This is a genomic window from Aeromonas sp. S18(2024), assembly GCF_041402525.1.
GTDB lineage: Bacteria > Pseudomonadota > Gammaproteobacteria > Enterobacterales > Aeromonadaceae > Aeromonas > Aeromonas enteropelogenes.
In genome coordinates this window covers 1-13,861 of the sequence record NZ_JBGLQV010000007.1, presented here as the reverse complement: position 1 = coordinate 13,861, position 13,861 = coordinate 1, and the positions used below count along the sequence as shown (strand labels likewise).

General features: G+C 41.9%; 11 protein-coding genes. 4 read left to right on the top strand and 7 right to left on the bottom strand.

Going from position 1 to position 13,861, the window contains the following annotated elements:
- Positions 1-73 precede the first annotated feature (73 nt).
- Both ACB034_RS12900 and norR read right to left on the bottom strand, forming a co-directional pair.
- Complete coding sequence (locus ACB034_RS12900; protein WP_371172976.1) at positions 74-736, bottom strand: response regulator; 663 nt, start codon at positions 734-736, stop codon at positions 74-76.
- A 124-nt stretch (positions 737-860) separates the two neighbouring features.
- Positions 861-2,387, bottom strand: coding sequence for a nitric oxide reductase transcriptional regulator NorR (gene norR / locus ACB034_RS12895; RefSeq protein ID WP_371172975.1), 1,527 nt, complete (start codon positions 2,385-2,387; stop codon positions 861-863).
- A 170-nt stretch (positions 2,388-2,557) separates the two neighbouring features.
- On the opposite strand from norR, the gene norV reads away from it, so the two are divergent.
- The 4 genes from norV to ACB034_RS12875 all read left to right on the top strand — a co-directional run bounded on the left by norV (position 2,558) and on the right by ACB034_RS12875 (position 6,935).
- The gene (norV, locus tag ACB034_RS12890; RefSeq protein WP_371172974.1) at positions 2,558-4,039 is read left to right on the top strand and encodes an anaerobic nitric oxide reductase flavorubredoxin; all 1,482 of its coding nucleotides are present in this window, start codon (positions 2,558-2,560) and stop codon (positions 4,037-4,039) included.
- Entirely contained in the window at positions 4,036-5,205 is a 1,170-nt protein-coding gene (norW, locus tag ACB034_RS12885; protein ID WP_371172973.1) for an NADH:flavorubredoxin reductase NorW, read from the top strand. Before norV ends, norW begins: the two co-directional genes overlap by 4 nt.
- A gap of 62 nt (positions 5,206-5,267) precedes the next feature.
- Positions 5,268-5,609, top strand: coding sequence for a DUF1971 domain-containing protein (locus tag ACB034_RS12880; protein ID WP_075112420.1), 342 nt, complete (start codon positions 5,268-5,270; stop codon positions 5,607-5,609).
- 108 nt (positions 5,610-5,717) lie between these two features.
- Positions 5,718-6,935, top strand: coding sequence for a 4Fe-4S binding protein (locus ACB034_RS12875; RefSeq protein WP_371172972.1), 1,218 nt, complete (start codon positions 5,718-5,720; stop codon positions 6,933-6,935).
- Between the two features lie 139 nt (positions 6,936-7,074).
- Here the strand turns inward: ACB034_RS12875 and ACB034_RS12870 are convergent, their stop codons facing one another.
- The 5 genes from ACB034_RS12870 to ACB034_RS12850 all read right to left on the bottom strand — a co-directional run bounded on the left by ACB034_RS12870 (position 7,075) and on the right by ACB034_RS12850 (position 12,821).
- Positions 7,075-7,935 carry a TIGR02285 family protein gene (locus tag ACB034_RS12870; protein WP_371172971.1) on the bottom strand — a complete coding sequence of 287 codons (861 nt, stop codon included), beginning with the start codon at positions 7,933-7,935 and terminating at the stop codon, positions 7,075-7,077.
- Between the two features lie 350 nt (positions 7,936-8,285).
- Positions 8,286-9,611, bottom strand: coding sequence for a hypothetical protein (locus ACB034_RS12865; RefSeq protein ID WP_335855959.1), 1,326 nt, complete (start codon positions 9,609-9,611; stop codon positions 8,286-8,288).
- Positions 9,612-10,214: 603 nt separating this feature from the next.
- Positions 10,215-10,904 (bottom strand): hypothetical protein, encoded by a 690-nt coding sequence (locus ACB034_RS12860; RefSeq protein ID WP_371172970.1) that lies wholly within the window; start codon positions 10,902-10,904, stop codon positions 10,215-10,217.
- A 29-nt stretch (positions 10,905-10,933) separates the two neighbouring features.
- The gene (locus ACB034_RS12855) at positions 10,934-12,418 is read right to left on the bottom strand and encodes a relaxase/mobilization nuclease domain-containing protein (protein ID WP_371172969.1); all 1,485 of its coding nucleotides are present in this window, start codon (positions 12,416-12,418) and stop codon (positions 10,934-10,936) included.
- The gene (locus tag ACB034_RS12850; RefSeq protein WP_069555994.1) at positions 12,408-12,821 is read right to left on the bottom strand and encodes a hypothetical protein; all 414 of its coding nucleotides are present in this window, start codon (positions 12,819-12,821) and stop codon (positions 12,408-12,410) included. The genes ACB034_RS12855 and ACB034_RS12850 overlap by 11 nt, the downstream gene beginning before the upstream one ends.
- Between the last annotated feature and the right edge of the window lie 1,040 nt (positions 12,822-13,861).

Below are 13,861 nucleotides of genomic sequence, written 5' to 3'. Positions count from 1 at the left end.
GCAGGAGATTAATGAGTTATAATGATAAGTGCAACATGAACTTTTTTATCTGTGCTCATTCAGATTATTAAATCTACTTAATAGTTCTGTTGTGCGCCCATACAGTGACGGCGACTCTTGATTTTAGATTAAGTTTTCTTAAAATATTTTTTACATGTATTTTTACAGTCCCTGGTGATATGAATAAAAGTTTGGATATAACTTTATTCGAGTGGCCCTCAGCAAGAAGCTTTACTACATCAATTTCCCTATGGCTTAATGATTCGATAATGCCAACATTTATTTCTGATGATAAACTTAACATGGGTTTATTTTTTGGCTGAGGGCTTTCAACTGATGCATCTGCACATATACTCTTAATGCAGCTGATTAAATCAAGCGGTTCAATATCTTTTGAAAGATATCCATTGGCTCCGAACCTAAACGCTTCTACAACATCAATTTCCAAATCTGACTCGGTGAAGATAACAACCTTGCTTTTTATTTTCTTTGCTCTGATTCTTTTCAGCGTTTCTAATCCATTAAGTACTGGCATTTGAAGGTCAAGCAATATTAAATCTGGTTCATATTCTACGGCTAGCTCTAATCCTTCTTTACCATTGCTGGCCTCTGCAATTACATTCATACAGTAATCTGTTGATAGCGCAGATTTGACTCCTGCTCGCAATATAGAGTGATCATCTACCAGCAATACTTTTAATGTTTGTATTTTTTCTATTGAAGCTTTGTTGTCCATAACCACTTCTCAATGTGATTCTAGTTTCACTGTACACCACAAACGCATAAAAAACACTATAAATCAATACCTTAACAAATATGCTGGATGCAACTATATCATGACCCATAGCTATGTATCTTTATCATTTTAATCCCAGTCGTTTGGCTAGACGATGTAAGTTACCACAATCAATATCTAAGGCTCGTGCTGTTGCAGCCCAATTATCATTATGATCTGCTAGTACCTTTGTAATTAACGCAGACTGAAATGCATCAGTGGATGCTCTCAAACCCATTTGGTTAGTAGCGAAGTTATCAATATTTTCGGTAGGACTTATGCCAGATTGAAGCATTGGTGGTATATCTATAGTGAAATGATGGGTTGCAAGCGTCAGAACCGGACTTCGTTGCTCTGCTCTAGCCAATACGGCACCACGATGAATGGCATGCTCCAGTTCGCGCACATTACCAGGCCAGTCATAGCCCTTCAAAAGATGCAGTGCTTGAGGTTGGATCCGCAGTTGCTCTAACCCCATACTCACTCGACAGCACTCGCAAAAGTAACCGGCCAACAAGGAGATATCATCCTCTCTGTCTCTCAAGGCTGGTACATGTATAGGGAAAACACTCAGGCGATGATAGAGGTCTGCTCGAAACTCGCCATCGATGACCGCTTTCTTCAAGTCTCGATTCGTTGCAGCAAGCACACGTACATTGACTTTTAGTGGGGTGTCATCACCAATCCGCTGCAAGTCTCCATATTGAATGACACGTAGCAATTTTGCCTGCAATGATAAGGATAATTCACCAATTTCATCCAGGAACAACGTGCCCTTATCCGCTAGTTCAAATTTACCCGCACGGTTATGAATAGCGCCTGTAAACGCTCCCTTCACATGTCCAAATAGTTCACTCTCTGCTACGGATTCCGGTAGTGCTGCGCAATTGAGATATACCAATTTGCGATCTGCCCGTGGCGAGCCAAGATGTACTGCTTTTGCTATTAACTCCTTACCTACACCCGTTTCGCCCAAAATCAGGACGTTTAAATCAGTGTTAGCAACTATATCTACCTCATGCTTTAGCTGCTGCATCGCCTGAGAATGCCCGATTATCTCGAATCTATCTGCACCTGTTGGTGTTGAAGGTATTAATGGCTCACTGCTCTGGCGAGCTAAACGCTCTAGTAGTAATGAGTTACTTAACGCCGCTGCCGCTAGCGCACCAACTAGACGCAACTCTTCATCGCTAATGTCATCAAACTGAGCAGGATTCATTCCATCTATGGTCAATGCACCAATCAAGACTTGATCGGAGAACAGAGGCAAACCAACACAAGCATGCACCTTAAATTCTGCATGATCAGGGATCAAGCCATCATAGGGGTCTGGCAAGCTACTATCTGCCGGAAAGCGTACTACGTCACCAGCACGGGCAATTGCCTCCATGCGTGGGTGCTCCTTGATGGCGAAACGGCGTCCTAATACGTCCTGCATTAAACCATCGATGGCGAGCGGGATGAACTGGCCTCCTTCGTACCGTAGCAAGGCTGACGCATCTGAGTTCAGTAGGCTGCGAATACTCTGGATAAGGCGGTGGAATCTGTCTTGATGTGAAATCCCCAGCTGTATGTCTATAGCAATACGAGCCAAGCTGTCTGTCGAAATCATCGTTAGTGTCCAAATGACAATAATCTTGTCATTTAAACAATATCAAAACAATGTCATTTTAACAAACGAATAAATTAAATCATCTAAAAACAATATGTTATGAGTTGGCACGTTAGCTGCAATAGTTGATATCAAGAAATACCAACTATTACATACTGAGGAATTGCCAGATGACCATTCACGTCAAAAACAACATTCACTGGGTCGGCCAACGGGATTGGGAAGTTCGAGATTTTCACGGTACTGAGTACAAGACAATCAAGGGGACTAGCTACAACAGCTATCTCATTCGCGAAGGAAAGAACGTACTGATTGATACCGTCGATCATAAGTTCAGCCGAGAGTTCGTTCAAAACCTGGCAGCAGAGATCGACCTTAACCTTATCGATTATGTGGTTATCAACCATGCTGAGGAAGATCACGCAGGGGCACTGACCGAATTGATGGCTCGTATCCCAGGCACTCCGATTTACTGCACTCACAACGCCATCGACTCAATCACGGGACACCATCATCATCCTGAATGGAACTTCCATCCAGTCAAAACAGGCGACAGTCTCGACATCGGTAATGGCAAGCAGCTGGTGTTCATTGAAACACCTATGCTGCACTGGCCCGATAGCATGATGACCTACATGACCGAGGATGCAGTGCTGTTTTCTAACGATGCCTTCGGTCAACACTACTGTGATGAACATTTGTTCAATGACGAAGTAGATCAAACCGAATTGATGGAGCAGTGCCAACGGTACTATGCAAATATCCTCACCCCATTCAGCCCACTTGTGACAGCTAAAATCAAAGAGGTGCTTGGATTCAACCTGCCAGTAAGCATGGTGGCAACCTCCCACGGTATTGTCTGGCGTGAGGTTCCGACCCAAATTATTCTCAAGTATCTGGAGTGGGCTGACCACTACCAAGAAGATCGTATCACCCTGTTCTATGATTCCATGTCAAACAACACCCGTATGATGGCCGATGCCATCGCACAGGGTATTCACGAAGTTGACCCTGGAGTCGCGGTCAAGATCTACAACGTAGCCCGCCACGATAAGAACGAGATCCTGACACAAGTGTTCCGCTCCAAGGGAATACTCGTGGGCTCATCCACAATGAACAACGTCATGATGCCTAAGGTGGCAGGCATGCTGGAGGAGATCACTGGCCTGCGCTTTAGAAACAAGCGCGCTTCTGCATTCGGCAGTTACGGTTGGACAGGTGGTGCAGTAGACCGCATCCAGACCCGACTGATGGATGCAGGCTTTGATATCAGCATTTCTCTGAAAGCCAAATGGCGGCCAGATGGTTCTGCACTGGCAGAATGCCGCGAGCACGGACGCCAGCTCGCACGTCAATGGGCGTTACATCCGATTGAGATGCCTCGCCCAGAAAAAGCAGCCCATCAAGAAACATCAACTGTTGATATCTCCCCTGTAGAGGAGACCACCCAGTCAGTTGTAGCCGGAGTAGACGATGATCAAGCAATGCTATGCACTGTCTGCCAGTGGGTTTATGACCCCGCCTTAGGCGAGCCGGATCAATTGGTTGCGGCTGGCACTCCCTGGAGCCTTGTGCCGGAGAGTTTCCTTTGCCCTGGCTGCGGCATCGGTAAAGAGGTATTCGAACCATGCGCAGTGGAGGCATGTGTATGAGCGCCTTAAATGAGCGTGATGTTGGTTCCTGCCAGGATATAGTCATCATCGGCAGCGGCTTTGCCGCTCAGCAGTTGGTAAAAAGCTTGCGTAAATTAGATGGTGAAAGACCGATCCGTCTTATTACCGCTGACAATGGCAATGAATATAACAAACCAGACTTGAGTCATGTGGTCAGCCGTGGCTACACAGCCAACGCAATGACAAAGTTGACGGGGGCTCAATTCGCTGAACAACAACGTATTATTCTGTCACCAAATACGGTTGTGCATAGCATTAGTCCGACTAAACAAATTATACACACAGATCATGGTGATTTTTCATATGGCCAGCTAGTGCTGGCAACGGGAGCCAGTTCTATACGGCCTTCCATACCAAACTCAGATCAAATGGTTACCCTCAATAGCCAAAATGATTATGCCAATGCCGAACAATTAATTAAGAATGCAAAACGCATTATGGTACTCGGAGCAGGTTTGATCGGCTGTGAGTTGGCTATGGATATGGTGGGTCAAGACCGAATTGTGACGCTTGTAGATCTGGCGGACAGCCCACTAAGTACATTAATGCCAGCCGCATTGAGTCAACCGTTACTGCAAGCCTTACGGGAGCAGGGGGTTGACCTTAAACTTGGTCGAGGTATCAAGTCGATACAAAGAAGAGATGCCAACGAATCCTTTATGATAGAGCTCACTGACAGCAGTTTCAGTGAACAGGATCTTGTCATTTCAGCTATAGGTCTACAACCGAATCTATCCTTAGCGATGAATGCAGGACTGGCTGTTAAACGCGGAATTGTAATAGATGATTACCTGAGAACATCGAGTGAGCACATTTATGCTCTTGGTGATTGCGTTGAGTGGAAAGGTGAATTGCGACCCTTTTTGCAGCCAATTGTTCTCGGTGCCAATGCATTATCTAAAACTCTGATTGGTAAGCCAACACCACTAACGCTTCCTCCAATGCTAGTGAAGGTAAAAACACTTCAATATCCTTTGCAGTTAGCTGGTAGAACCAAAGGTGCAGACCTTTCATGGCAGTTTAAGTGGAATAAAAATGGAATGGTCGCAGAAGCTCGCAGCGAGGATGGTGAAATGTGCGGCTTTGTCGTAGGTGGAGACCAAATGGGCGCTGCATTCCCACTTTTACGCCTTCTTTCTAGATGAATAATTGCTGGCTGAGCATATGCTCAGCCTTACTTAATTTCATAGGTTATTAAGGATAAAACATGTCGCTACTGCATAGTATACCCGCTCATTGGGTTGTTCGCCGTTCAACCCCATTCTTTACAAATGAAAACGTACCACAGGCTCTATTAACCCATCACAATACAGCTGCTGGCGTATTCGGTCAGTTATGTGTAATGGAAGGGACGGTAACATATTACGGTTTTGCTGATGAAACAGCAGAGACACCTGAAATTACGCTTGTAATCCGAGCCGGAGAGTTTGCAACCAGCCCACCTCAGTATTGGCACAGGGTTGAACTGTCTGAAGATGCTAGATTCAATATCCATTTTTGGGCTGAAAACGTAAGCTCAGACACCCCACTCATTAAGACAAGAGAATAAATTACAATCTTGTCATCGCCACAAACCAGGCCAACTGCCCATCCAGATCAAAATGAACAACTGTAATGTTGTTTATGATTGGCTGTTTTTGCGATGGGGGTTGGCTAGATGAGTGGGATTGAAACCATAACCATGCTGAGTGGCTTGGTGTATCTGTTGTTGTTCCAGTGGCATGAGCGTTCAGGCTGGTCTTGGCAGCTGTTCATGATGCTAACCGCTGCTGTATGGTTGACGGTAGCAGCCAAGCCACCACTAAGTAGTTTAATCGTGCTTGCTGTCGCTATTGGCATGCTTTATAGATATAAATTGATATCCGTATTATATGATTCGGGAGATCAACAACTTCGTAGTTTAGTTAGATATTTCTTAGTTATATCGTGGGGATTTGTAACAATACAGTATGGTGTTTATATTTTTCAACTCCACCAGGATGACCTACCTTGGCTGTCTAGACCTGATATTGTAGATGGCTTTCTACCTATAGCGGGCGGTCTTGGCTTGCGGGCGTTGTTGAGTTTGGGCATTACTGATTACCATCACCCAGCTGCAACAATCACAGTCTTGGTTATTTCCTTATCTGGACTCATTTTAGGTCGTGCCTTCTGCTCATGGTTTTGCCCTCTTGGGGTTGTCGGTGAATGGCTGTATCATTTTCGATATTTGATGCTACCTGGTGAGTGGACTCCGCCAAAATGGTTAGACCTACTGCTCAAGTCTCAGAAATTTCTAGTTCTATCATTTCTGATGTTCATAGTTATTCTTGCTGTTCCAAATGTCGCACTGCCAGGGTACTTGATGAGTCAGTATCACCAAGCTGCTGACATGAAAATGGGAGCCTTCTTTTTCAACTTGAACTTCATATCAGGTATTTTTGTTGTCTGGGTATTAAGTGTCACGATGTTTTTCAAGCAAGGTTTCTGTAGATACCTATGCCCTTATGGTGGATGGCTTTCCTTGCTGGGACTTCTGACACCATTACGTATTCGCAGGTCTTCCAGCAGCTGTTTACGAAGCAAGGGATACGATTGTGATAAATGCAGTAGAGCATGTCCATCAAGGATACAGGTTCATGAACTTATATCTGTCAGAAATATTGAGTGTACAAACTGTTTAACTTGTATCTCTGCATGCCCAAAACAAGCTAATGCGATTCATTTTGGTACTGCGAATAAAAAGGTTTCAGCAAAGAAACTGCTTGCAATGTTGTGTGTTTTACTTCTCTTAATGCCATTGCTAGCTCATGTGATTTTCGATTTTTGGACAAGCAAAACACCATTAGAACAACGCCGCTACCTATTGGATATTCTGTCGAGTCTTTCACATTAGAGTTGATGTCTTATCTCACAAAAGCATAAATAATCAACATTGATGAAATAAGGTGTATCCAGGTTAGGTTGCGATAGTTGGTATATGAACTTAGATAGCGTTAGGGTATATGTATTCAATGGATAGAATCACTATATACCTAACGCATATCATGGTTAGGTAAGTTACGCCACATATAGTTCTCGTTAATATATGCTGGATTTGATTTTAGTTTTGATAGTGCTTCATTGATATCAGATATGACTTTATCACCCCACTCGGTTTTCGGTGCGGCAACATAAGTTGATATTTCTTTTGGCTGTCCAGCTATCGGAAGAACTTTGAACTTCCCTAGATAAGCCTTTTTATTTAAATCAGATACTGTTGATGAGCCATACCCAAACTTACTTTCTGTGTAATAGATAATTTCCTCTGGGTATGCAACGGTAAAACCATTTACATCTTTTAATAGCATATCCAGGACATTACCCATCGGAGCATTGAGAGAGTAGTTAACTCTCTTATTTGTTTTATCTTTAATTGCGAGGTCAAATTTACTTCCATATGAACGAGATGCTATGAAATAGCCAAGTTTATCCTTCGATTGAATCAACCGAAACAAATCAACACCGTCTCCATCAATTATATACTGCTTATAAGTGTTAAGCTCACTGGATGGTATGATTACATGTGGTGCAGTTGATAGTGTTTTATGAAAAGTAGAAAATGTTTGATACTTCTCTCTTTCAGGTGTCTTTATCATATTTCCACAAACAACTTTCTGTCCTTGCTCCATCATATGCCGGATCCTGGCGATGTTAGCCCATATGATCACATGGTTATACTGGGGCAATTCAGCTCTGATCATAGCGTCAGTAACATCAACCACACCTCTACCTGAATAGCTACCATCCTTAATATAAAATGGAGGGATATCATATTGAACCCAATGGATTGTCTCTTTTGCAGTTACATCGACAGATATAATAAAAGAGATGAGTATTAGAAGAATCCTTTTCATGGCAATTTCACCTCTCTATTATACTGATATAAACCATAGTGCGGCGATTAGTCAGCAACACTAACATCTCCACAAGAAAATATTGGCATACGTATGCGCTTTCGTAAACCTACTAACGTAGAAATTTCTGGTTTTCTGTATCGTCAAGGATGGTGCTGAACGTTGATACGCCGAACTCTCCCGCTTGTCGCCATACACGGCAGCATGAGGCTTGATTGTTGCTGTCCCATAGAGCCCATAGAGCTTGTACGCTATGTGGCGTGCTCTTGAGATCAAGTGCTGTCAGTCAATGGTTAGATAAAAAATGGTTTTCAGGTGAGAACCACACCTACACAATCAGTATTTGAAAATCATGGAATTTTGATATATGAACTATATTTTCGCCTTAAATCATCAATATCTTTTTTTGCTTTCCTTTCTTTTTCCTCAAGAGCTTTTATCTCATTTGCTTTTTCTTTCAGTAACTGCTCAAACATTACTTTAGCCTGCTCGCTTGATCTAATCTCCACGATGCTTACCAAGTCTTTGGATCTTTCTGTTAGAGCATATTCTCGTTCTTGTAATGAGATGAGGCTATCATTTAGATTTTTTTGTATAAGGTTTAACGAGGCTGACCGCCTGCGTATTTCGACTTCACTAGCTTCAAGCTGAGCCTCTTTGGCTTTAATGGTTCTATTTATATCATCAACCTGTGAATAAAACTCAGCCTTAAGTTCATCTAAATTAAGAAGGTCACGTAGTAAATCTTGCTTTTGATCAACTTCATCTTGTATATGATATAGACGGTCTTTCAATTCCATTTCAAAGCTTCTGTATTGATCTTCCAATAGGATTATTTTTTCCTGTGCCTCTAAAATGGACGACTCTTTTTCTTTTAACACTCTCTCCCATCTTTTTAAAATGGCGTTAGCCTTGCCTTCTGCATGCCGAGACTGTTGAATCACTCTTTGCATATCGCTTAGTTCTGATTCGCGAGTATTTTTTATCGCTTCGAATTCTGCATTAAGTTTTTTAACCTCTGTCTGGTGCTTTGAACTCAAAGATGAATACTGATGCTGTAAAGATAATAATTGTTGTCTATTATGGGAGTAAATCATTTCGGAGAAGTTGCCTACAGGGGCTACAGACACCCATTTTTTGGGGCATTTTTTTAGATAATCTCTTATCTCTTCTTTTGATATTATCTCTCCTTTCACACGAAATCCACTCAGGTCAAGTTCAATGCAGGTTGCATTCACCCTCTTTAATTCTTTAACTTTCCCTCGATCACAAAAATGCGTAACTGCAATTTCGATGAGAACCTTCTCTCCCTCGATGAACCCAATAACATCAGGTATAACTCTGCCTTCATAAACCTCACATACCATCTCATCAAAGGCTATATTTTGATGTATTGGATTTATAGTTCCAATAGGCAGTAACAACTGCCTATCCGTTGCTAAAACCTCTTTAGCTAGGATATGTATTTCCGTTTCCGGCTTCCAGGTACAGGCATTCTGTTCGACTGAATTAGGCTCATGAGAGAAATAATGGGCTTTAACTTGCCCCTTCATTGCCCAGACAGCGCCCTGACAACCTATGCATGTGCAATTGCATCCTTTGCCACTAACAACGTCTTTGACATCAACGATATGGCCGTTGTCATCAAGAGCACGGGTCATCAGGATTCTTGCCATCTCTATCCTACCTACAAATGGATCTATGTATAAAAGCGCATCATTTTATTCAGCCCACGTAGATGCGTACACTACATCAGTTACTACAACATTTTCATGAAAAATCATACACTTCCATTTGATTGTTTTGAACTTAATCAAGATTCAATCGGATTCAGAGATATGATCACTCCCCAGGCGAGCTCATTGGGCTTTAGAGGATGCGTAGGAGCGGACTGACCATCAAGGAAGGATGATACAAGGGAAACCTCACAGTATGTTGAAGACGGCTCTGAAATTGATACCAAAGGAAGGGCGCACGAAAGTAGCGTAAAGAAGACACCGGTTTGAGGCCGGTGTCAGGTAATAACTAGGTTTGTACAGTCAGAGGGGCGCGATCAGTGCCCCTCTGATAAATGAGGGTAGCTAACAATCGCCGTCTGTCAGCTGAATAGTGGGCAAGTTTTGACGCTATGCCCACAGTGTAGAATTTTTTAAATTGCCGTTAGTCAACGGCAGGATGCCAGTATAATAAAATACTTTTATTTTAATATGCCTGCGTACATACAATCCGTTGTTCATCATTTTTTAGTTTTTAGACCGACCTGTGATCAGTATTTACTATCAAAACTTACCGTTAGTTTTATTTTTTAACAATGATATAGTTTTTGCTCTGTAACTAGGAGGTAGTTTTTTTTCTAGGTCGGATTGTTTAAATCCAATAACCTCAGTTATCAGGTAGGTAATGGGTTTCAATCCCTGGAAAATATTCTTAGCCTCCTCTATGTTTAATTTTGTTTTTTTGTGAGATCTGATGATTTCATCACACAACGGACTTAGCATGTCGACCAGTGTCCCATCCTTACGTATAAGTTGGAAATTTAATGAATTATCCTTGTCTGATGTCGAGGGGAGGTGGTTTATTTTTATCGGATCAGCGATAACGCCTATGAACTCACCTATACGTCTATTTTGAATAAACCCAAATTCATCGCGATACTTTTCATCATCGGAAACTGATCTTTTTATAACGGGGTAACCACCCCAAAAACCTCTGGCATGATTCGCGAGATAGGAATTTTTAACGTCAATTTGTTGCTGTTTAGCCCATTCGGTAAATTTTATCACTTCATTCTGTGTTAGACTTGAAATGAGTGAGTAATCAGAATCTATATCAACAGTGCCAAGGTGCTCATGTTTGGATTTATATATTGACCTAATGGTTCCGTCCTTGAGTTCTAAATTTTCTTGAATGCTGATTGTTGTACTGAATGTAATTGTTTTTAAGTTTGAATTCAATCTTGCTATTGCCATATTACTAACCTCATAATTTATTGTTTTAATTATTTTATCTTTAATAACTCAATGCCATTTGGGATGGTTCTTCCAGTCCAATCATCAATCCATTTGTTAACGTTGTGAATTGACGTGACTAACTCCTCCTGATTGGATGATGTAATCACAACGATGTTTGGTGCCTGTGCCTCTGTATCCATAACGTACCCATCGGGTAGGTTTGGTTCCAATCCGTGATTAACTGACTCAAAACCATTCTTGAATATACGTTTTAATGCAGCCGTTATCGCGGCTAAGAACTCCTCAATCACTGAATCGGAAGGTTTTTCTTTCCATTCACATGAGAAATTAAGTTGTAGCAGGTTATGAGCGTTAAATCGTTTATCCCTGTATATGTATGACTTAACCCTACCTATAATTTTCTTATATTGCTTTTGAGTACAGCGAACCAATGCTATGAAATTTTCTATATATGTGTCACATTTAGATGTTAGTGATTTTTGGTTATGTTTTCTTTCATTTAAACTAACCTCTGATGCTATAGGGATGGTTTGTTTTAAATGTAAATTTGGCTCTGGTGAAATTTTGTTGTATTTATGAAGTTCAGTTATTATTTTTTGTTCCTCTAAATTGTGAGTACGTAACTCTAAAATTTTATCATCTCTAGTTGGTGAGTATGTAATACCCTGTTCTAGTAGCCTGCCCCAGGCCGCACGGCGGCGTTTAACATGCGTTCCTGAAATCCATATCAGTCCATCAACACTGTACATAATGCCTGTTGGGACACCATTTTTTCTACGCACGGCAACCATCACATTATAGCCCCGCAACTTTTTTACGAGTCCAGAGATGGTTCTCGGTCTACATTCAAACACTCTATCTAAAACAGATCTTATAAGATTTTTTGGATCTTGCTGGGCTGACAACGTTCCTCTACCAGTGCCGGTTTTCATGTCTGTGATAGAATATTCAATTCCCCAGTTTTCATTAGGATTTTTTTGTTTAACGAGGCCAAGAATTTTTTCTATATCTCGTACCGCCTGTATGCAACGGTCATAATCGTTGTAGGTATTGACTAGAGTGCGATCTAGTTTTACGCGACATGCAACGATATGGATATGTTGGCAATGAGCGTCATTGTGTATTACAGAGGTCCATTTCGTGTCATTTCCATATCCCATCCGATCCATGAAAATTCGAGCTGACACGAACCAGTGATATGGGCTGAGGCTATCACCAGCAGGTAACGAAATTGAATAATGCGCACATTTCATTTCTCCAGAACCCAAATACAAATTCGCCTGCTGCTCTAGTTCTGTGAGCAGCCCACTGACATTATAATTTTTACCGCTTTCAGTGAGCGCCAACTCTGGGTAGCTGAATACATTTCCGCCAAGATAATTTATCTGTGTTGGGGCCTGTTTTTTATGGTCTTTCTTTTTGTTGTTAGGATTTTTGAATGGAGAATTCCTGAATATATAATTTAGTCTCCCAGAAAAACCTGGCGTCAGATCAAAAACCTCACCGATCATGTTTGCCCTCCGCATGTGCTACGCCTGAAATATTTATCAGTAATTTATAGACGGATTGGATTTTCTGGAGGATCAAAACATTTTTGGAGTGATTATTTTTGACCTCATCAGAATGTAAATGGAGTCTACACTCCAAAATGAATTCGTTGATATCTGCCGCCAGCCTATTTAGCTGAGCTAACCAATGGATCAATTCTACATGACGGATAGCTGGTTCCGAGTCTATGTGTTTCTCGTTGAGTGCAATTGCGCGAACGAGTTCGCTAATTTTAGCTACCCCGGATGCATGGCATCGTGCCTGTAATTTCTGATATTCGTCCGCTGTAAACGAAACTCGAACTCGCAGGGTGCGTTTGTCTGAGTCTATTTTTGGGGGTCTACCCCATTTTTGCCTTTTTATCATAAACACCTTCTTATAGTTGTTATTAGTGTTTTTGTGCCTATCTGTGAACAATAAGACCAGATAAGTAGCCACCTAAATATAGCTGGTAAGGAAAATTATCAAGAACATAATAATTTAAGTGTAATCTGTCATAAATATTGATGTTAAGCTACAAGGAAAAGTCTAAATCAATAATCTTGTTTTAATTATTGCAAATTATAAAAATGATATCAACCCTTCCAATGAAATTATTATTGATTTTTGAAAAGTTATTTTTGAGTAAATTTCTAGGTTCGTAATTTTAGTTTTGATGATAGCTATGTCAGTGGCGTGAACACTCATTTTTTGACCGTAATAAATGGTCATTTTTAAATTGATTTTATCGGTAAGGATGGCGAAAACGGTTACAGAGAAATTTTGATCTGATAGCGGGTATTTCTACCACCCTCAGGCATTTTTTCAAGGCAGCCCGGGAATTCAGATAATAAGTGCGACACTCATGGTTAAGCGGTGAGAGGTAGTCAACTGCTGACGGTGGTACGCTTCAGCTCGCCAAAGTAGAAGCAGTATCACCATGAGTTATCAGCAGGTGACTGAAGGGCAACGATACCAGATATCGGCAAAGGATATCCGTTGCCGCCATGGCTCACTCCATTGGTGTTATCGTTCCACTGTCTATCGGGAACTGCGGCGTAACGCCTGCTAAGATAGCTATCAGCCTGGCTGCTGGCCGATCTTCGGCTCGGTGCTTTCTGGCAGATGGATTATCGGTAGCGTGAAATGGAACTCGGCTTGTCCAGCGATGGCGATTGTCAGCTGACAACGGAGTGATCAGTACATCAGTGCCCGCAGTCATCTGCATTATAAGTATCGTGAAATGGAAACCAAGCTGCTGGCTGGCAGCGATTGTCAGCTGACAACGAGGTGATCTGCGCCTCAGTAGCCGCTGCAAACCGCATTATCGGTATCGAGAAATGGAAACCAAGCTGCTGGCTGGCAGCGATTGTCAGCTGACAACGAGGTGATCTGCGCCTCAGTAGCCGCTGGAAACCGCATTATCG

What these genes read in the sequence shown, in the direction of transcription:
- ACB034_RS12870 (WP_371172971.1), bottom strand. Translation starts at nt 7,935, where the DNA reads ATGAAAAGGATTCTTCTAATACTCATCTCTTTTATTATATCTGTCGAT.
- ACB034_RS12850 (WP_069555994.1), bottom strand. Translation starts at nt 12,821, where the DNA reads ATGATAAAAAGGCAAAAATGGGGTAGACCCCCAAAAATAGACTCAGAC.
- ACB034_RS12860 (WP_371172970.1), bottom strand. Translation starts at nt 10,904, where the DNA reads ATGGCAATAGCAAGATTGAATTCAAACTTAAAAACAATTACATTCAGT.
- norV (WP_371172974.1), top strand. Translation starts at nt 2,558, where the DNA reads ATGACCATTCACGTCAAAAACAACATTCACTGGGTCGGCCAACGGGAT.
- ACB034_RS12865 (WP_335855959.1), bottom strand. Translation starts at nt 9,611, where the DNA reads ATGGCAAGAATCCTGATGACCCGTGCTCTTGATGACAACGGCCATATC.
- ACB034_RS12875 (WP_371172972.1), top strand. Translation starts at nt 5,718, where the DNA reads ATGAGTGGGATTGAAACCATAACCATGCTGAGTGGCTTGGTGTATCTG.
- ACB034_RS12880 (WP_075112420.1), top strand. Translation starts at nt 5,268, where the DNA reads ATGTCGCTACTGCATAGTATACCCGCTCATTGGGTTGTTCGCCGTTCA.
- norR (WP_371172975.1), bottom strand. Translation starts at nt 2,387, where the DNA reads ATGATTTCGACAGACAGCTTGGCTCGTATTGCTATAGACATACAGCTG.
- ACB034_RS12855 (WP_371172969.1), bottom strand. Translation starts at nt 12,418, where the DNA reads ATGATCGGTGAGGTTTTTGATCTGACGCCAGGTTTTTCTGGGAGACTA.
- norW (WP_371172973.1), top strand. Translation starts at nt 4,036, where the DNA reads ATGAGCGCCTTAAATGAGCGTGATGTTGGTTCCTGCCAGGATATAGTC.
- ACB034_RS12900 (WP_371172976.1), bottom strand. Translation starts at nt 736, where the DNA reads ATGGACAACAAAGCTTCAATAGAAAAAATACAAACATTAAAAGTATTG.